The sequence below is a fragment of the Stenotrophomonas sp. GD03877 genome, from assembly GCF_029840555.1.
Lineage (GTDB): Bacteria > Pseudomonadota > Gammaproteobacteria > Xanthomonadales > Xanthomonadaceae > Stenotrophomonas > Stenotrophomonas geniculata.
The window spans coordinates 1-18,658 of sequence record NZ_JAOCCT010000045.1; the positions used below are offsets into that span (position 1 = coordinate 1).

Annotated in this window: 19 protein-coding genes; 12 read left to right on the plus strand and 7 right to left on the minus strand. The window is 68.1% G+C overall.

Translation table 11 applies throughout. The annotated features are described in order from the left end of the window. Both N5D20_RS22480 and N5D20_RS22485 read right to left on the minus strand, forming a co-directional pair. On the minus strand, positions 1-475 hold a 475-nt coding region (locus N5D20_RS22480), incomplete at its 3' end, for an ATP-binding cassette domain-containing protein (RefSeq protein ID WP_279948142.1). Beyond that, positions 472-1,005 (minus strand): DUF2796 domain-containing protein, encoded by a 534-nt coding sequence (locus N5D20_RS22485; RefSeq protein ID WP_010485427.1) that lies wholly within the window; start codon positions 1,003-1,005, stop codon positions 472-474. The genes N5D20_RS22485 and N5D20_RS22480, both read right to left, overlap by 4 nt. Positions 1,006-1,037: 32 nt before the next feature. Between N5D20_RS22485 and N5D20_RS22490 the strand changes: the two genes are divergently transcribed. Further along, positions 1,038-1,511 carry a MerC domain-containing protein gene (locus N5D20_RS22490; RefSeq protein WP_279914984.1) on the plus strand — a complete coding sequence of 158 codons (474 nt, stop codon included), beginning with the start codon at positions 1,038-1,040 and terminating at the stop codon, positions 1,509-1,511. Positions 1,512-1,608: 97 nt separating this feature from the next. Here N5D20_RS22490 and N5D20_RS22495 read toward each other — a convergent pair whose 3' ends face one another. Then, positions 1,609-2,511 (minus strand): LysR family transcriptional regulator, encoded by a 903-nt coding sequence (locus N5D20_RS22495; RefSeq protein ID WP_159360228.1) that lies wholly within the window; start codon positions 2,509-2,511, stop codon positions 1,609-1,611. A 118-nt stretch (positions 2,512-2,629) separates the two neighbouring features. Here N5D20_RS22495 and dkgB point away from each other — a divergent pair, with 118 nt between their 5' ends. The 8 genes from dkgB (at position 2,630) to N5D20_RS22535 (ending at position 9,205) form a co-directional block, all read left to right on the plus strand. Next, complete coding sequence (dkgB, locus tag N5D20_RS22500; protein ID WP_279914985.1) at positions 2,630-3,433, plus strand: 2,5-didehydrogluconate reductase DkgB; 804 nt, start codon at positions 2,630-2,632, stop codon at positions 3,431-3,433. A gap of 11 nt (positions 3,434-3,444) precedes the next feature. Then, a complete protein-coding gene (locus tag N5D20_RS22505; RefSeq protein ID WP_279914986.1) occupies positions 3,445-4,419 on the plus strand; it encodes a TIGR03571 family LLM class oxidoreductase in 975 nt (324 codons plus the stop codon). A 19-nt stretch (positions 4,420-4,438) separates the two neighbouring features. Then, positions 4,439-5,377 (plus strand): cyclase family protein, encoded by a 939-nt coding sequence (locus N5D20_RS22510; RefSeq protein ID WP_164191135.1) that lies wholly within the window; start codon positions 4,439-4,441, stop codon positions 5,375-5,377. Next, on the plus strand, positions 5,374-5,697 hold the full coding sequence (locus N5D20_RS22515) for an adenylate cyclase (RefSeq protein WP_279914987.1): 324 nt from the start codon (positions 5,374-5,376) through the stop codon (positions 5,695-5,697). The genes N5D20_RS22510 and N5D20_RS22515 overlap by 4 nt, the downstream gene beginning before the upstream one ends. 127 nt (positions 5,698-5,824) lie before the next feature. Next, a complete protein-coding gene (gene copC / locus N5D20_RS22520; RefSeq protein ID WP_279914988.1) occupies positions 5,825-6,202 on the plus strand; it encodes a copper homeostasis periplasmic binding protein CopC in 378 nt (125 codons plus the stop codon). Between the two features lie 10 nt (positions 6,203-6,212). Further along, positions 6,213-7,097 carry a copper homeostasis membrane protein CopD gene (gene copD / locus N5D20_RS22525; RefSeq protein WP_197577944.1) on the plus strand — a complete coding sequence of 295 codons (885 nt, stop codon included), beginning with the start codon at positions 6,213-6,215 and terminating at the stop codon, positions 7,095-7,097. Between the two features lie 45 nt (positions 7,098-7,142). After that, a complete protein-coding gene (locus N5D20_RS22530) occupies positions 7,143-7,841 on the plus strand; it encodes a heavy metal response regulator transcription factor (protein WP_049481014.1) in 699 nt (232 codons plus the stop codon). After that, the gene (locus tag N5D20_RS22535; protein ID WP_279914989.1) at positions 7,838-9,205 is read left to right on the plus strand and encodes a heavy metal sensor histidine kinase; all 1,368 of its coding nucleotides are present in this window, start codon (positions 7,838-7,840) and stop codon (positions 9,203-9,205) included. Before N5D20_RS22530 ends, N5D20_RS22535 begins: the two co-directional genes overlap by 4 nt. Here the strand turns inward: N5D20_RS22535 and N5D20_RS22540 are convergent. Then, positions 9,194-10,117: a LysR family transcriptional regulator gene (locus N5D20_RS22540; protein ID WP_279914990.1), complete on the minus strand. Its 924-nt coding sequence runs from the start codon at positions 10,115-10,117 to the stop codon at positions 9,194-9,196. The genes N5D20_RS22535 and N5D20_RS22540 overlap by 12 nt on opposite strands. 106 nt (positions 10,118-10,223) lie before the next feature. Here N5D20_RS22540 and N5D20_RS22545 point away from each other — a divergent pair, with 106 nt between their 5' ends. After that, positions 10,224-10,967, plus strand: coding sequence for an SDR family oxidoreductase (locus N5D20_RS22545; RefSeq protein ID WP_279914991.1), 744 nt, complete (start codon positions 10,224-10,226; stop codon positions 10,965-10,967). 45 nt (positions 10,968-11,012) lie between these two features. Here the strand turns inward: N5D20_RS22545 and N5D20_RS22550 are convergent, their stop codons facing one another. The 3 genes from N5D20_RS22550 to N5D20_RS22560 are packed head-to-tail and all read right to left on the minus strand — an operon-like array spanning position 11,013 to position 16,503. Next, on the minus strand, positions 11,013-14,090 hold the full coding sequence (locus N5D20_RS22550) for a CusA/CzcA family heavy metal efflux RND transporter (RefSeq protein WP_279914992.1): 3,078 nt from the start codon (positions 14,088-14,090) through the stop codon (positions 11,013-11,015). Beyond that, complete coding sequence (locus N5D20_RS22555; RefSeq protein ID WP_279914993.1) at positions 14,087-15,259, minus strand: efflux RND transporter periplasmic adaptor subunit; 1,173 nt, start codon at positions 15,257-15,259, stop codon at positions 14,087-14,089. Before N5D20_RS22555 ends, N5D20_RS22550 begins: the two co-directional genes overlap by 4 nt. Next, entirely contained in the window at positions 15,256-16,503 is a 1,248-nt protein-coding gene (locus N5D20_RS22560; RefSeq protein ID WP_279914994.1) for a TolC family protein, read from the minus strand. The genes N5D20_RS22555 and N5D20_RS22560 overlap by 4 nt, the downstream gene beginning before the upstream one ends. Before the next feature lie 62 nt (positions 16,504-16,565). On the opposite strand from N5D20_RS22560, the gene N5D20_RS22565 reads away from it, so the two are divergent. Together N5D20_RS22565 and N5D20_RS22570 are read left to right on the plus strand one after the other, a co-directional pair. Next, positions 16,566-17,240 carry a response regulator gene (locus tag N5D20_RS22565; protein WP_019659837.1) on the plus strand — a complete coding sequence of 225 codons (675 nt, stop codon included), beginning with the start codon at positions 16,566-16,568 and terminating at the stop codon, positions 17,238-17,240. Beyond that, positions 17,233-18,612 (plus strand): sensor histidine kinase, encoded by a 1,380-nt coding sequence (locus N5D20_RS22570; protein WP_279914995.1) that lies wholly within the window; start codon positions 17,233-17,235, stop codon positions 18,610-18,612. Before N5D20_RS22565 ends, N5D20_RS22570 begins: the two co-directional genes overlap by 8 nt. The last annotated feature ends 46 nt before the right edge of the window (positions 18,613-18,658 follow it).

Here is an 18,658-nt window from a genome sequence, read left to right on the forward strand (position 1 = left end):
CTGCCGCCACGCGTTGTTGCTGGCCAACACTGAGCGTACCCGCCCGCCGCTGCATCAGCTCAGGATTGAGCTGCAGGGCCTGCAGCAGGCGGGCGATCTCGGCATCCAGCGGCCCGCTGATGCGTGCGCTGCGCAGGCGCGAGAAGCGCAGGCCCAGCGCGATGTTGTCGCGCACGGTGAGGAACGGCAGCAGATTGAACTGCTGGAAGATCACGCCCAACTGGTCGGCACGGAAACGATCCCGCGCCGCACCACCCATGTCCTGCAGTGCGTGGCCGGCCACCTCGACACGGCCCTTGCGGGGCAGCAGCACGCCCGCCAGCAGGCCCAGCAGGGTGCTTTTGCCGCCACCGCTGATTCCGCGCAGCAACACGCTGCTGCCCTGCTCGACCCACAACCGCGGGATGTCCAGCACCAGCCGCGTGCCGTAGCCGAACTGCACGTCTTCCAGCGAGATCACCGGTGCCGCGCTCACGGTGCCAGCACCACGCGCAGGTTGTCGGGCGTCAGCACACTGCGGTTTTGACCATTGGCGGTTGCGCTGTTGACGATGACTTCGTGCAGGCCCGGGAAAAGTACGGGCAGGCGCACGACGATGGCGCGCAGCGCGGCAGGTTTGGCACAGTGGTACTGCAGCGTTGCGCTGAAACCTGCGTGCCGGTGCTGTCCCGGCGGCGGCGCGGCGGCCGTCGCGTCGAAGCCCTCCGCATCGGCTTTACTGGTGGCCAGACGGCAGCCCGCAGCGGTGGGCAAGGTGACCCAGTTGCCGCCCTTCAGCAATGACGTCGCCCGTGCCAGCGCGGCCTGCTCGGCTGCATTGGCCGGCGGCCGCTCGTAATCGAGGATGCCGATGCCGGGGGCCTGAAGGGCGAATTCCAGGGTTTGCTGGTCAAGCGCAACATCCACTGTCGCCTGGCCATGCACATGCGGTGCGTTCTGGCGGATGTCGTGGGCCTGCGCGGCGCTGGCAGCCAGCAGCAGGAAAAGAGCAGCGGGAAGCTTCATGGGAAAGACTCCAATTGTTACTATGTAACATTATGGACCACATTCCCACGACCTCCGCAAGGGCCCTGGCCCAGCCGCCAACTTCGGCACGCTGGCACCCCCGCTTCGATCTTGCCGGTGCCTGGCTGTCCCTGGCCTGCGCCGCCCACTGCATCGCCCTGCCCCTGCTGCTGGCCTTCGTGCCGGCAGCGATGATGGCGCTGCGCTCGTTCCAGCATCCCGGCCATGGCGCGATGACATTGCTGCTGATGATGTCGCGCTGGGAATGGCTGTTCGCGCTGCTGGCCTCCTCGTTGGCCTTGGCGAGTACCTCGGCCGGGGTGCACCGGCATCGGCGCTGGCGGCCTGTGCAGCTGGCCTGCGCCGGCGCCATCCTGCTGCTGTCGGCCTCTCTGTACCTGCCGCTGAAGGAATCGCTGCTCTGGCATGGCGTGGCCACGGCATGTGGTGGCGTGCTGTTGGCGTTCGCTCACATCGGCAACCGACGGGCGCTGCGCAAACGGTAGTGCCGGCCGCTGGCCGGACGGAAAAACACCATCCACGCATGGCGTGGATCTACTGATGCACTTCCGGCAGCCGGCCAGCGGCCGGCTCTACCCTTCTCTATTCGTCGAACGGTCGCTGTCCCAGCGTCTGCGTCACGTGGTCGACGAAACAGGTGATGCGCGCGGCCAGCGCGGTGTTGCGGTAGTACACCGCATTGATCGGCTGCCGCACCTCCTGCGTCTGCTTGGCAAACAGCTGCGCCAGGCGGCCATCACGCCGGTCCTGGCGGGTCAGGAAATCAGACAAGCAGGCGATGCCCAGCCCGGCCACCGCCATCTGCCGCAGTGTCTCGCCACTGGATGAAGCGATCGCCGGCTCGATCACGAAAGGCCCACCATCGGCATCGTGCAGCGGCCATTCGTTCAACGAACTGGGCTGGGTGAAGCCCAGCAGATCGTGCTTGCGCAGCTGCTCCACGCGTGTCGGCGTGCCATGCCGTCGCAGGTACTCGGGACTGGCGACGACGCGGATGCGGCTGTGGCCGATCGGCCGCGCATGCAGGGTGGAATCGCGCAGCACGCCGATGCGGAACGCCACGTCGGTGCGCTTCTCGATCAGGTCGGTGATGCCCTCGTTGGAATTCAGCTCCAGCTCCACTTGCGGGTAGCGCTCGCGGAAGCCCTCCAGCAACGGCACGATCACATGCAGCATGAACGGCGTGGCGGCGTCCACGCGCAGGCGCCCGACCGGCTGCAGCCGCCGCGCGGCCATCTGTTCCTCGGCCTCGTCCACCGTGGCCAGGATCGTGCGCGCGTACTCCAGGAACGCCGCGCCCTCCTCGGTCAGCTCCAGCCGCCGCGTGGTCCGCCGCAGCAGCGTGGTCTGCAGCTTGTCTTCCAGCCGCGCCAAGGTGCGGCTGGTGGCGGAGATGGTCAGTTCCAGCGCCTCGGCCGCCGCCGTGATCGAACCACTGTCGACCACGGCCACGAAGGCCTTCAGCTCATCCAGGGTGGTTTTCATTTTTTACCTCGGCGCAAAAGCGTTTCCCGTATACACAGCTTAATCAACAAATGTAAAGCGCCCACACTTCGCCCTGTCCCGAGCCCACCGGCTCCCAACGAAGTCCCTGGAGTCCATCATGAGCGTTCCTTCCTTTGGCGTCGGCACCTTCCGCCTGACCGGCCAGACCGTCATCGACTCGGTGCGCAACGCCCTCGAGGTCGGCTACCGTGCGGTCGATACCGCGCAGATCTATGGCAACGAAGCCGAAGTCGGCCAGGCCATCGCCGAATCCGGCGTCCCACGCGACCAGCTGTTCCTGACCACCAAGATCTGGGTGGACAACTACGCCGCCGACAAGCTGATCCCAAGCTTGCGCGACAGCCTGGCCAAGCTGCGCACCGACTATGTCGACCTGCTGCTGATCCACTGGCCGGCGCCGGGCAATGGCGTTGAACTGCGCGAGTACATGACCGCGCTGGCCGACGCCAAGACGCTGGGCCTGACCCGCCAGATCGGTGTGTCCAACTTCAACATCGAGCTGACCCGGCAGGCCATCGAGGTGGTCGGTGCCGGCGAGATCGCCACCAACCAGATCGAACTGAGCCCCTACCTGCAGAACCCGGCACTGACCACCTTCCTGCAGGACCAGGGCATCACCGTGACCTCCTACATGACCCTGGCCTACGGCAAGGTGCTGAAGGATCCGGTGCTGGCCACCATCGCCGACAAGCACCAGGCCACCGTGGCCCAGGTTGCGCTGGCGTGGGCGCTGCAGCGCGGTTACTCGGTCATCCCGTCCTCGACCAAGCGCGAGAACCTGGCCAGCAACCTGCTCGCCCAGGACCTGCGCCTGGATGCCGATGACATGGCCGCGATCGCCGCGCTTGACCGCAACGGCCGCGAAGTCGATCCGCCGGGCCTGGCCCCGGCCTGGGACTGAGGCGCCAGGCCATGGGCAGTGCGATGACCCGGTTGCAGGCCGGTGGTTTCAGCATCGGCATCGAAGCACCGCTGGACAATGACTGGACGCCGCTGGGCGAACAGGCACGACGCGCCGCGCGACGCCTGCCCGGCGAACCGGACCTGCAGTGCCATGCAGAACTGGCACGCTTGGCCGACCGCCTCGGCTTCCGTGCGCTGTGGGTGCGCGACGTGCCGGTGTACGACCCGGCCTTCGGTGATGCGGCACAGGTGTTCGAGGTATTCAGTTACCTCGGCTATCTGGCTGGCATCACCAAGGACATCCTGCTGGGTACTGGTGCGGTGGTGCTGCCGATCCGCGAGCCGTTGCTGACCCTTAAGTCGGCGCGCAGCGTGCAGCGGCTCAGCGGTGACCGCCTGCTGCTGGGCGTGGCCAGTGGCGACCGCCCGGTGGAGTACCCGCTGTTCGGCCGCGACTTCGACACCCGCGGCAGCCGCTTCCGCGAACAGATCGCACTGCTGCGCGAAGGCGCCGCTTCGCACCTGCCGCAGGGCCTGGACGTGCTGCCCGCGGATGGCCCGGCCCTGCCGTTGTTCGTGGCCGGCCTGGCCCAGCAGCAGCCGGCGTGGATCGGCCAGCACATGGATGGCTGCCTGGCCTACCCGGGCACGCCACAGGACCATGCGCAACGCGTGGCGGCCTGGCGCGCCGTGGCCGGCAACAAGCCGTATGCCAGCTTCATCCACCTGGACCTGGTGGCCGATGCCGATGCCGCGCTGCAGCGCTGGCGCTTTGGGCTGCGCGGCGGCCGCAACGCCCTGCTGGCCGAGCTGCACGCCCTGCAGGCGGCCGGTGTCGACCACATCGGCCTGCAGTTCCGCCGCAACGAACGGCCGTTGGCCGAGACCTTCCACGAGATCGCCGAGTACGTGCTGCCGCACTTCCCGGCCCATGCCGACGCCGCTGCGCCGCATGCCCCGCTTGCCGCCCCCGCGACGGCCTGACAGTTACCGGAGCTTTGCCATGAAAATGAACACCCTGGCCGCGCTTGCGCTGGCCACCCTGCCGCTGTCCTTCCAGGCCACCGCCGAGGACTGGTACCCCTCTGCCTACGGCGCCAACGACGAGATCGGCGCCGCCAACCTGCTCACCACGGACGTGGTCAAGCACGCGGTATCGCTGGTCAGGACCGGCAAGACCTATCCGCTGGCGGTGCCGGTGGACAAGAACCTGCCCGCGTTCCGCCACCGCAGCTTCCGCCTGTACAACGTGCAGGTCGGCCAGCAGGCCGGCAAGTCGCTGGGCCCCAACAGGTTCACCTTCAACGATGAACTGGTGAACGCCTGGACCGGCGTTGGCACCCAGCTCAACGGCATCGGCCATATCGGCATCGACAACGTCTACTACAACGGCAACAAGGCCGCCGACTTCGTCACCGTGGACGGTGTGCGCAAGCTCGGCGTCGAGAAGGTGCCGCCGATGGTCACCCGCGGCGTCGTGCTGGACATGACCGCGCACTACGGCAAGGCGATCGTGCCCGGCGGCACCGAGTTCACCGTGGCCGACATCCAGGCCGTGCTGAAGAAGCAGGGCCTGAGCCTGCGCAAGGGCGACGTGGTGCTGTTCAACACCGGCTGGCTGGAACTGATCGGCAAGGACGACAAACAGTTCCTGGAAGTGGAACCGGGTATCGGCATGGAGGCCGCGAAGTGGCTGGCCGACCAGGGCATCGTCGCCTTCGGTGGCGACACCTGGGCCTCGGAGGTCTACCCGAACCCGGACGGTGCCGAGGAGTTCCCGATCAACCAGTACATGCTGGCCAAGCGCGGCATCTACAACCTGGAGCTGATCGACAGCCGTGCGCTGGTGCGCGACAAGGCCTGGGAATTCCTGTTCGTGCTCGGCCAGCCGCTGTACGTCGGCTCGACCCAGGTCAACATCAACCCGGTGGCGATCCGATGAACGCCGCCTCCGCCCTGCCATTGTTCGCCGGCCGTCGCTTCCGCGTCAGCTATGACGGCCTGGCTGCCGACAATGTCTACAGCGCCGATGGCCGCCACGTGCAGTACGCCATCATCTCCGGCACCTATGCCGGTGCGCAGGGCGAAGCCGCCTGCGAGTGGCAGCAGATCAGCGAAGGGGTCTATGTCATTTCGTGGCAGGAAGCCGATGGCGCAACGGTCGTGCATGTCGATGACTTCGTGGGCGGGCATTCGCTGGCCTGGTTCACCGCCACCGATGGCAGTTTCCATCGCATGCAGGGGCCGCTGCACGCGCTGTGATGCCGGCCAGCGGCCGGCACTACCTTGTTAGTGGGCCGCACATTACAGATCGGTAATGTGCGGGTCAGGGCAGCGAAAGGCGCTGCCCTCCACCCTGTGGGCCACGTCTTCCACAGGTGTCCCACGCATGGCCCGCTCCCTGCTCCGCTCCACCGTCCTTGCTGTCCTGCTGACCGGCCTCGCGGTTGTGCCGCCGGCGCTGGCCCATCCCAGCCTGGTGCGTTCGACGCCGGCCGCCGACGCCACCGTAGCCCCGGCGACCGAGATCACGCTGCAGTTCAGTGAGAAGGTGATGCCGCGTGCCACCCGCATCGAACTGAGCATGGACCATGGCCGCATGAAGATGGCCATGCCTACCGTCGCGCAGGACGTTTCCGAAGATGGCCACACGCTACGCGCGCGTTTCGCCAAGCCGCTGCCCGCCGGCAGCTACGCACTGCAATGGCGCGCGGTCGGTCAGGACAGTCATCCGATGACCGGCAGCTACCGCTTCACCGTGAAGTAAGGCTGCCGCCATGGCCGAGCTCTCGCCGTATGCGCTGCGGCTGGCGCTGTACCTGGTACTGATGCTGCTGTTCGGGCGGCTGCTGTTCGTCCGCCCCGGGCTGCCACGCGGCATCTCGCTGGCGCTCGCCGTGGTTGCGCTGATCCTGGTCGTCATCGATGCCGTGAACCGGTTGTCGGGCGTGCTCGGCATCCCGGCAGCCGATATCGACCCAGCAACGGCGCACTGGTTCCTCACCGGTACGCCGGTGGGTGAGGCGGGGCTGCTGCGCATCCTGGCCCTGCTGGCAATGCTGCCGCTGCTGGCAGTCAATCGCCCGGTGCTGGGCCTGCGCCGTCTGGCGCTGCTGATACTCACGGCGGTAGCTCTGGCCAGCCTCGCCTGGAATGGTCACGCCGCCGCCGGTGATGGATTCGGCGGGACGTTGCGGCTCGTGGCCGGCATCGTGCACCTGCTGGCCGCCGGTGCCTGGGCCGGCGCGATCGCCGCCATCCTGCAGCTGGCGCTGCGTCCACAGGGCCTGCGCCTGCACGAACGTACCCGCGAACTGTGGCAGGCCGCGCACAGCTTCGCCGTGCCGGGCACGATCATCGTCGCCCTGCTGGCAATGACCGGCACCTATACCTATGTCGATCTCGGCGGTTCCATACAGACCCTGACCGGCGCCGCACATGGGCGTTGGCTGCTGCTCAAGCTGGCGCTGGTCGGTGGCATGCTGGGGCTTGCCGCGCTGCATCGCTGGCGGCTGGTGCCGGCGCTGGCGGTCTCCATCCGCGGCGGCTGGCAACCCAGGCCGCTGCGCTCACTTCGCCACAGCCTGGCCTGCGAATCGGTGCTGGCGCTGCTGGTGCTGGCCTGCGTGGCGGTGCTCGGCACTCTGGACCCATTGGCATGACTCATCCGTTCCAGCACGGGCCCAAGCTGCGATGATGGGCACACCATGAAACTGCTGATCGTCGAAGACGAACCCAAGACCGGCAACTACCTGCGCCAGGGCCTGATCGAGGCCGGCTACGTGGTCGATCTCGCCTGCAACGGCATCGACGGGCTGCATCTGGCCGGCAGCGGCGAGTACCAGCTGGTCATCCTCGACGTGATGCTGCCCGGCCTGGATGGCTGGAACGTGCTGTCGCGGCTGCGCGAGGCCGGATGGCAGGTGCCGGTGCTGTTCCTCACCGCGCGCAGCAGCATCGCCGACCGCGTTCAGGGCCTGGAGCTGGGCGCCGACGATTACCTGGCCAAGCCGTTCGCCTTCGCCGAACTGCTGGCGCGCGTGCGTACCCTGCTGCGCCGCGGCCAGGCATTGCCGCAGGCCGAGCGCATCGTCATCGCCGACCTGGTGGTGGATACCCTGCGCCGCCGGGTCGAACGCGGCGGCCAGCGCATCGCCCTCAGCCAGAAGGAATACACCCTGCTGGAACTGCTGGCGCGCCGACGCGGTGAAGTGCTGCCGCGCTCGTTGATCGCCTCGCAGGTATGGGACATGAACTTCGACAGCGACACCAACGTGATCGACGTGGCGATCCGCCGCCTGCGCGCGAAGATCGACGATGACTTCGACGCCAAGCTGATCGTCACCGTGCGCGGCATGGGCTATGTGCTGGAGGCGCCGGACGACGGTGCATTGCACAGCGGATGAGCCTGCGTCGCTCCATCGCGGTACGGCTGACGCTGCTGTTCGCCATCGTGGCTACGCTGGTGCTGGCCGCATTGGGCGTGGCGATCTATGTCAGCGCCCGCCACGACCTGGTGGCCCAGGACTTCAGCGAACTGGAGAACAAGGTTGCGTTGATTCGTGACCTGGCCGGCAACGGACCTGCGTCCGCACGCGGGCAGCGCTTGGCGGACGCACTGGGCCACCATCCGGATATCGCCTTCCACATTGTTGATGGGAGCGGCGCAGTGCTCTTCTCGACCGCACCGGCACTGCTGCGCGAGCATGCACGCAGCCAGCCGATCGACGCCGCGCCACGGCGGCACGACTGGATCCTCGCCGATGGTCGCTGCATGCATGCCCTGCACCTGCGCCAGACCCTGGCCGACGGCAGCGAGCTGGTCACCCTACTGGCCATCGATGACGACCGCCACGCCGATTTCCTGCAGCGCTTCCGCCATCTGCTGGCGATCGCCATCATCGGCGCCGCCGCGGCCAGCAGCCTGCTCGGCGGCTACGTGGTGCGGCGCACGCTGCGGCCGCTGCGCACGCTGGCCGATGAGGCCCGGCAGATCACCGCCGGCCGGCTGCAGCGCCGGCTGAGTGCACGCAGCGCACCGGCCGAACTGGAGCAGCTGGCGCAGACGCTCAACGGCATGCTGGCGCGCCTGCAGCAGGACTTCGCGCGGCTGACCGAGTTCTCCGGTGATCTCGCCCATGAACTGCGCACACCGATCACCAACATGCTGACCCAGGTGCAGGTGGTGCTGGCGCACCCGCGCAGCAACGAGGCCTACCGCGAGACGCTGGCATCCTGCGCCGAGGAACTGCAGCAGCTGGCGCAGACCGTGGGTGACCTGCTGTACCTGGCGCAGGCCGAAGCGCCGGGTGCACTGCCCTCGCGCGAGTCAGTGGCGCTGGATGCGGTAGTGGATTCGCTGCTGGAGTTCTACGAGCTTCTAGCCGAGGACCGACAGTTGACCCTGCGCCGCGAAGGTGTGGCGAGCGTGGAAGGCAACCGCTTGATGCTGCACCGGGCGATTGCCAACCTGCTGTCCAACGCGTTGAAGTACGCAGCCCTGGGCAGCGAAGTGCGGGTGCGGCTGGTCGAGGCCGATGGCGTGTGCAGGGTCAGCGTGCACAACCTTGGCACGCCGATCGCCAGCGAGGCGCTGCCGCGCCTGTTCGATCGTTTCTACCGCGGCGAGCGTGGCCGCCAAGAAGGTGCCGGACTGGGCCTGGCAATCACACGCGCGATCGCACAGGCGCACGGCGGCAGCGTGAGTGTTGTCTCGGATGACACCGGCACCCTGTTCGAGCTGGTGCTGCCGAGCACCTCAGCCCGGTAGTCCCGGCTGCTGGCCGGCAACCCCGGTCTGCTCAAACACCCCGGCCACCCAATCGATGAACACCCGCAAGCGCGGTGACGGCGTGCGGTTGCGTGGGTAGACCAGGCTCAGTGGACTCGGCGTCGGTGGCGTCTCGGGCAACAGCTCCGCCAACTGTCCGCGCGCGATGTACGGGTCCATCCGGTAGCGCGGAGCCTGGATGATGCCCAGGCCCGCCAGCGCGGCGCCGAGGAACGCATCCGCACCGGACACACGCACCCGCGCCGGCAGCGGCACGTAGCGCACCTGCCCGCCCTGCTGGAACTCCAGCGGAATCAGCTGGCCGGTGGCGCTGGAGCGATAGCCCACCATTTCATGGCCGCCCAGCAAGGACGCGATGCTGCCGGGCACACCCTTGTCCTGCAGGTAACCCGGCGCGGCCACCGTGACCTCGCGCAGCATCGCCAACCGGCGCGCCGCCAGATCGCTGTCGGCCAGCGTCCCCACCCGCAACGCCGCATCCACGCCTTCGCGCAGCAGATCGACATAGCGGTCGCCTTCACTGACGTCCAGCTCGATCTCCGGATAGCGCTGCAGGAAGTCCGGCAGGTGCGGAAACAGCAGGTGCCGGCCCAGCGTGCCATGCACTTCGATACGCAGCGGGCCGCGCGGCGGCGCGTCACGGAACGCGGCCTCGGCATCGTCCATGTCGGCGATCAGGCGCAGGCAACGGCCATAGAAAGCCTCGCCTTCCAGCGTCGGCACCACCAGCCGCGTGGTCCGGTGCAGCAGGCGCACGCCCAGCCGCTGTTCCAGCGCCTTGATCGCATCGGTCACCGTGGCCCGCGGCAGGTCCAGGTCCTCGGAGGCCCGGGTGAAGCTGCGGCGCTCGACGATACGGACGAAGGCGCGCATGGCCGTGAAGCGGTCCATTGTTCGGCTACCCGAATGATGTTGGCGGATTATGCATGATTATCCGGGCGGGAGAGATGACGAAGATGGCCCTGCGCCATTCCGGCGCGCTGTGCTGGAACCGACCATGACCCTCTCCCCCGCCCGCACTGTCGCCCTGGTCACCGGCGGCTCCCGTGGCATCGGCGCCGCCATCTCCCGCCGGCTCGCCGCCGATGGCCACGCGGTCGCGATCAACTATGCGGGCCGCCGCGACGACGCCGAAGCCTTGGCGGCCGAACTCAACGCAGCCGGCGCGCAGGCGATCGCGCTGCAGGCCGATGTCGCCGATCCGCAGGCGGTGCGGCAGCTTTTCGATGCCATCGAGGCGCGTTTCGGCGGCATCGACGTGGTGGTCAACAGCGCCGGCGTGCTGCAGCTGGCGCCGCTCGCCGACACCGACGACGCCCTGTTCGAGCGGGTGATCGGCATCAACCTCAAGGGTGCCTTCAACGTGCTGCGCGAAAGCACACGACGGGTGCGCGACGGTGGCAGGCTGATCACCTTGTCCACCAGCGTGGTCGGCATCAAGCTGGAGAACTACAGCGTGTACGCGGCCAGCAAGGCAGCGGTGGAGACGATGGGCGCCATCCTCAGCAAGGAGCTGCGCGGGCGCAACATCACCGTGAACGCAGTGGCCCCAGGCCCGACCGCTACCGACCTGTTCCTGGACGGCAAGTCACCGGAACTGATCGAGCGGTTGGCGAAGATGAACCCCCTGCAGCGATTGGGTACACCGGAGGACATCGCCGGTGCGGTCGCCTTCCTGGCAGGCACCGATGGCGGGTGGATCAATGGCCAGGTGCTGCGCGCCAACGGCGGGATGGTGTAGATCGCGCGAACGGCATCCACGCATGGCGTGGATCTACCGTGCGGATCATCCGGCGCGGGCCTCGCGGCGCCGGTGTACCCAGTAGTACAGCGTAGGCAGCACCAGCAGGGTCAGCAGCATCGCCGACAGCAGGCCGCCGATCACCACCACCGCCAGCGGCTTCTGGGTCTCGGCACCAATCGCATGCGAGGTGGCCATCGGCAGCAGGCCGAACATCGCCAGCAGTGCGGTCATCAGTACGGTGCGCAGGCGCTGCAGCGAGCCCTGTACCACCGACTGCAGCAGGTCCATGCCCTGCTCGCGCAGCTGCGCGAAGCGACTGAGCATCACCACCCCGTTCAGCACCGCCTGCCCGAACAATGCAATGAAGCCGATCGCCGCCGACACCGACAGTGGAATCCCAGTCAACCACAGGGCGAGGATGCCGCCGATCATCGCCAGTGGCACGTTGGCCAGGATCAGTGCGGCGCTGCTGACGTCCTTGAAGGCATCGAACAGCAGTACGAAGATGATCAGCACCGACAGCGGGATCACCCATCCCAGACGCTTCATCGCACGTTGCTGGTTCTCGAACTCGCCGGACCACTCCAGCCGGTAGCCTTCCGGCAGCTGCACGCTGGCGTCCACGCGCTTGCGCATGTCGGCCACCACACTGCCCATGTCACGCCCGGCGATGAAGATGCTCACTGCCTTCACCCGCTGTGCATTCTCGCGCGAGATGTTGATCGCGCCGCTGGCAATGCGGAAGTCGGCCACGTCGGACAGCGTCACGGTGTGGCCATCGCCGATGCCCACCGGGACCGTGCGCAACCGTTGCAGGTCGCGGTCGGCGTCGTCCAGGCGCAGCGTGATCGGGAACTTGCGGTCGCCCTCCCACAGTTCGCCGACCTGGCGCCCGCCCAGTGCGGTCTCGATCACCTCGTCGATGTCGCGCACATTGAGGCCATAGCGCGCGGCACGGTCGCGGTCGATCTCGATCTGCAGCTGCGGCAACGACCCGTCACGGTCAATGAAGGCGCTCTCCACGCCCTCCACACCACGCACCTGGCCCAGGATCGCCTGCGCCTGCTGATTCAGCACGTCCAGGTCCGAGCCACTGACCTTGATCACCACCTGGCCCTTGATCTGCGAGATGCTCTCCAGGATGTTGTCGCGCACCGGCTGCGAGATCGAGAACTCCGGCCCCGGAATGCGCTGCTCCAGCATGCGCTGCAGATCGCTCACCAGCTGCCGCTTGTCCACGCCCTTCGGCCACTCCTTCTCCGGCTTCAACGCCACCAATGCCTCGATCTGGTTGGCGCCCTTGGCGTCGGAGCCGTCTTCCGGGCGGCCCAGCTTGGCCACCACCGTCGATACCTGCGGGAAGCTGCCGACCAGCTCACGGATGCGCCGCGACTGCTGCTGTGCTTCGGCCAGGCTGGTGCTGGGGTCGAGCGTGGCGGTCAGCCAGATCGAGCCTTCGTCCAGCTCAGGCAGGAACTCCGAACCCAACCGGGTGCCCAATGCCAGCGTGCCGACCAGCAGCGCAACTGCAGTCAGTACCACCGCACGCGGGCGGGCCAATGCACGCTCCAGGATCGGCCGGTACCAGCCGGTCAGGCGGTCCATCAGCGGATTGCCGTCACGCATGCGGTCGCGCCGCAGCCACCAGTAGCAGAACAGCGGCACCACGGTCAGCGCCAGGATCAGCGCACCGATCAACGCCGAGGTCACCGAGTACGCCATCGGCGCGAACATGCGTCCTTCCTGCCGCTGCAGGGTGAAGATCGGGATGTGCGCGGCGATGATGATCAGCATCGAGAAGAACGTCGGGCGGCCCACTTCCGATGCCGCTGAAAGAATGGTCGAGAACCGCGTCTTCCGATCGGCCGCAGGTGGCAGCTTCGACAGCCGCGAGACGATGTGTTCGGTGACGATCACCGCGCCATCAATGATGATGCCGAAATCCATCGCACCCAACGAGAGCAAGTTCGCCGGCACACCCCACAGATGCAGGCCGAGGAAGGTCGACAGCAGGGCCAGCGGCATCATCGCCGCCACGATCAGTGCGGCGCGGGCGTTGTACAGGAACAGCCACAGCACCAGGAACACCAGCACCGCGCCTTCCAGCAGGTTGCGGAAGACCGTCTTCAGCGTGGTCGTGACCAGCCACGAGCGGTCGTAGAACGGCTCGATGCTGACCCCGGCCGGCAACTGGTTGGCCTCGATCTCGGCGATGCGCGCATGCAGGGCGTCGAGCACGTCGGACGGGTTCTCGCCCTTGCGCATCAGCACCATGCCGAACACCGCATCGTCGTTGTCGTCCTGACCGACCAGGCCCTGGCGCGGCAGGCCGGTGTCGGCGATGCCGGCCAGGTCGCGCACCAGGATCGGCGTGCCCCCGCGCTGCGCCACCACAACGTTTCCGATGTCCGCCGGCGAACGCATCAGGCCGACGCCACGGATCAGGAACTGCTGCTGCCCACGCTCCACGTAGCCGCCGCCCGCATTCGAGCTGCCCTTCTCCAGCGCCTCGGCGAACTCACCGAGGCTGATGCCACGGTCACGCAGCTTGTCCAGGTCCGGCTTGACCTGGAAGGTGCGCGCGAAGCCACCGAAGCTGATCACATCGGCTACGCCCGGCACGGTGCGCAGGCTGCGTTCCATTGTCCATTCCTGCACGGTGCGCAGCTGGGTCGGCGTCATGTGCGGGCCTTTCAGCACATAACGGTAGATCTCACCTACCGCCGAGCTCATCGCCTCCAGTTCCGGCGTTACCCCTTCCGGCAGTTCCACGCCCTGCAGGCGTTCCAGCACCTGCTGGCGCGCGAAGTAGTCATCGGCCTTGTCGTCGAAGGTCAGGATGATCATCGACAGGCCGAACTGCGTATGCGAGAACACCCGCACCGAATGCGGGATACCGGACAACGCCACTTCCAGTGGCATCGTCACCTCGCGCTCGACCTCTTCGGCGGCACGGCCCGGGTGCAGCGACACCACGGTCACCTGGGTGTCGGACACATCCGGGAAGGCTTCCACCGGCAGCACGCGGAACGCGGCAATGCCAGCGCCGATGAACAGCAGCAGTGCCAGCATGACCATCAGCGGCTGGCGCAGGCAGTAGGCAATCAGGCGATCGATCATGGAGCGGCGTGCCCCGTGCCGGTGCTGGCGGCGGCCGGTGCGCTGTCCGCCAGCTGCTGCAGCAGCAGGCCGCCTTCTACCACCACCCTGGCGCCTGCGGCCAGGCCCTCACGCACCCACAGCCGGCCATCGCCCAGCTCCTCGGCATGCACCGCGTGACGCACGAAGCGGCCCTTGCCCTCCTCCACGAACACCACCTGCTTGCCGTCGATCAACAACACGGCCGCATCGGGCAGCGAGACACCGCCCTCGGCCGGCAACGCCACCTGGGCGCGCACGTATTGCCCCGCCTTGAAACCGCGTGCGCGGTTGTCCAGCTCGGCGCGCGCCTGCACCACGCGGCGTTCGCTGTCGACGAAGTCATCCACGTGCTGCAGGGTCGCCCGCAGCGGCTGTCCATCGGCCCCGGAAACGCTCACCTGCATGCCCGCCTTCAAGCGTCCGGCCAGGCTCTCCGGTACATCCAGCAGCAACCACAGGCGGTCCGGATCGCCAATCACCGCCAACGGCTGTTCGCTGTCGGGGCTGACTGTCATGCCCGGGCTCATCCGCCGCTCCACCAGCACGCCATCGATCGGCGCGCGCAGCGGCAGGCGCTGGTCGACGTGCGGGCCATTGCCATACGCCTTGGCGAAGGCGGTCGCACGCGCGTGATCGGCCTGGCTGCCGGCGAAATTGGCCTCGGCCTCGTCCAGTTCGCGGCCCGACGCCACACCTGCCGCATGCAACTCGCGGGTGCGCTCCAGCTCCTTTCGCGCCTGCTGCAGCTGGGCACGGCCGCGCACGCCCTCCGCCTGGGCCTGGCCGAATTCGGGCGAAGTGATCCAGGCGATCACCTGGCCCGCCTTCACTTTCTGCCCCGGCTGTGCCTCGATGCGCGCCACCTGCCCCGCCAACGGCGTACGCAGCGCGCTGGAGCGCGTCTCGTCCCAGACCACCCGGCCCGGCAGCTGCAGGCTGGCGCTGGCGCCGGCGGTGACCGCCTCGCTGCGTAGCACGTCCAGCTGGCGGCTACCGGCAGGAAACTGGATCTGGCCAGCACTGACCTTCGGCGCGTCCTCGGTATACGACGCCGGCTCGCGGCCGCAGCCGCCCAGCAGGGCCAGCGCCAGCAAGGCCGGCAGCACGGCCCGTCGCGCCTGCGGTCGATAAGCGACGGTGGACTTCATCGGGGCTCTCCTTCAGCAACGGATGTGGCCGCTTCCCAGCGCGCCAGGGCAATGGCATGGTCGGCACGCGCTTCAATCAACGCGGCCTCGAACTCGCGCCAGCTGCGGCGCGCATCCAGCAGATCGGTCAGGCTGGCGGCGCCGCGGCGGTAGGCCAGCTCGATGCCCTGCACCGCCCTGCGTGCGGCGTCGGACTGCAGTCCTTCGTAGTCGCTCCGGCGCTGCGCGGCGGACTGCGCGCTGGCCTGCAACTGGTCCAGTTCGGCACGCGCTTCGCGCTGCAGCACCTGCAGCTCCAGTGCGGCACTGTCACGGTCGGCCTCGGCACGCTGGATCGCGCCGCGTGCACGTGACGGGCCGCCGAGCGGTATGGTCAATGACACACCCCAGGTGACGCCGCTGATGTCAGCCGGCTCGCGCTCGGCCTCCACGCCCAACTGGATGTCGCGGTGGCGCTCACTGCGCGCCAGTGCCACACCGGCGTCGGCCGCCGCCAGGCGCGAACGTGCCGCGCGCAGATCGGCACGCTGCTGCGGATCGAACGCACGCACGCTGGCCACGCTGCTGGCCTCCGGCCAAGGATCATCGGCGCTGAGGTCATGGCTGTCGTCGCGGCCGAGCAGCAGCCCCAACGCATGCCGCGCATCGCGCAGATCCAGCGACGCCTCGCGCGCCGCGTCGGCCACCGCCAGGTCGTCCACTGCCAGCCGCGCGCGGTCGACCGGCGCCATCGCCCCGGTGGCAACCTGCTTGTCCGCCGCTGCCATCTGTTCGGCCGAACTCTGGCGGTTGGCATCGGCAATCTGCGCCCGCTCCTGGGCGCCCTTCAGAGCGAAATAGGTTTCATGCAGAGCCACCTGCTGGCGGCGCCGCGCATCGAGCATCTCCAGCCCGGCCACTTCCAGCAGCGCATCGGCCTGGCGGATACGCAACGCACGCTTGCCACCGCGCTCCCAGGTCCAGCCCAGGCCCACGGTGCTGTCCACCCGCTTGTCCTGCCAGCGTCCGGAGCCGATGCCATGCTTGGGGCTGATCTTGCTGGTGCCGATCGACAACTCGGTGGCCGGGCGCAACGCCGCCGTCTGCACATCGCCCTGCACGCCGCGCAGCGCCAGTGCCGCCGCACGCAGGTCCGGGTTGTGTGCTTCCATGGCGCGCTGCGCTTCCTGCAGGGACAGCGCCGAAGCGGTGGGCGCGCACAGAAGAGTGGCCAGCACGGCCGCAAAATGAGGGGAGAAATTCATGCGCGTCACGGTAAGGTGATGCACTTGCGCCAAACTTGCCCCAACCTTGCACGAAGCTTGCAATGCGAATCCTGCTGATCGAAGACGACGCCGCGCTGGCCGATGGACTGATCCGCGCCCTGCAGGGTGCCGGCCATCTGTGCGACCACCTCTCGCGTGGGCTGCACGCGCCGGCGGCACTGGCCAGCGCACCGTATGACGTGATGGTGCTGGACCTTTCATTGCCTGACGTCGATGGCCTGGACCTGCTCTCACGCCTGCGCAACGACGGCGTCACCCTGCCGGTGCTGATCCTGACCGCACGCGATGGTGTGGAGGACCGCATCCTCGGCCTCGACCGCGGTGGCGACGACTACCTGGCCAAGCCCTTCGCCCTGGGAGAACTGGAAGCGCGCCTGCGTGCGCTGTCGCGCCGCCGCAGCGATGCACCGGCGCAGAAGCGGCTGGGCCGGCTGTGCTTCGACAGCGTCCGCAATGAAGTGCAGGTGGACGGTCAGCGCATCGAGCTGACCGCGCGCGAGCTGTCGCTGGTCGAGGCACTGATGCAGCATCCCGGCCGCACGGTTACCAAGCAGCGCCTGTTCGACGCGCTGTACAGCTGGGACCACGAGGCCAACCTGTCGGTGATCGAAGTGCATGTCAGCCGCCTGCGCCGCAAACTGGAACAGACCCACGCCGGCGTCGGCATCCGCATGCTGCGTGGGCTTGGATACCGGTTGGAGGCCGTGGGTGACTGAGCGCGTGCACAGCCTGCGTGGCCTGCTGCTGAGACGCCTGTGGCTGCCACTGCTGGTACTGCTGTTGTGCAGCGCAGTGGGTTCATTCGCCTTGGCGCGCTTCTACGCCGGCCAGGTCTACGACCGCTGGCTGCTGGATTCGGCGATGTCGTTGTCCGAGCTGGTGGCGGTGCAGGACGGCCGCGCGTCCATCGAGATCACCCCGGCGGTGTCGCGCATGTTCACCTGGGACACCGCCGACGAAGTGCATGGCGAGGTGGTCGACGCCGCGGGTGGGCGCCTGTATGGCGACCTGCCCGAGGCATTGCCACGCCCGTCGATGTCCGCCGGCAGCGACGACCCGGTCTACTATGATGCGCGGCTGCGTGGGCAGGCCGTGCGCATGGTCGAAGTGGTGGTCAGCGCCAGGCCGGGTCATGACATCCGGCTGCGCGTGGCCGAGACACTGCGCAAGCGGCACCGGCTGGAGCGCAAGCTGCTGCTGACCAGCGTTCCGTTCCAGGCTGCGATCCTGGCACTGGCGGCATGGCTGGCCTGGTCCGGTACCGGCGCTGCCGCACGCCATGCCAACCTGGTTGCGCGGAAGCTGGCCAGCCCGCGGCCGGATCCATTGGCGCCGCTGGATCCGGCGCAGGAAGCTCCGCGCGAACTGTGGCCGGCGGTGGAGGCCTACAACGCGCTGCTGCAGCGCCTGGACGCGATGCAGGATGCACAGCGGCGCTTCGTCAGCAATGCCGCGCACCAGCTGCGCACGCCGCTGGCAGCGATGCAGGTGGAGCTTGAGAGTTCATTGCGCCAGCACGATCCGCAGGCCCAGCAACTGGCGCTGTCCGGCACGCTGGCCGGGCTGGCGCGGCTGCAGCACCTGGTCAACCAGCTGCTGATGCTCAGCCGATCGGAAGATCCACATGGCAGTGCACTGCCGCTGCGGCCGCTGGATCTGGCCGCGCTGGCGCGCGGCGTGGTCGAGCGTTACGCCGATCGCGCGTTGGCTGCGGGCGTGGACCTGGGTTACGACGGACCCGACGACGGCGTGCAGGTGCAGGGCGATCCACAGCTGCTGCGCGAGGCACTGGGCAACCTGCTGGACAACGCGCTGCGCTATGGCGCCTCGCGCGGTGTGATCACCCTCGGCGTTCGGCAGGAGGTCGAAGGCACGCAGGTATGGGTGGACGATGACGGCGCCGGCATCGCCGAAGCCGAACGCGCGCGCGTCACGGAACGCTTCTATCGGGCGAGCAGCGACGGCGACGGCTGCGGGCTCGGGCTGGCGATCGTGGCCGAGATCGCGCAGCGGCATGGCGCGACCTTGATGATTGATACCGCCCCGATCGGTGGCGCGCGGGTGGGGTTGAGGTTCCGTTCCCGCTGACGTCCTGCGTGCCAACCAAGGTTGGCACCTACCAGAGGCACCCCGG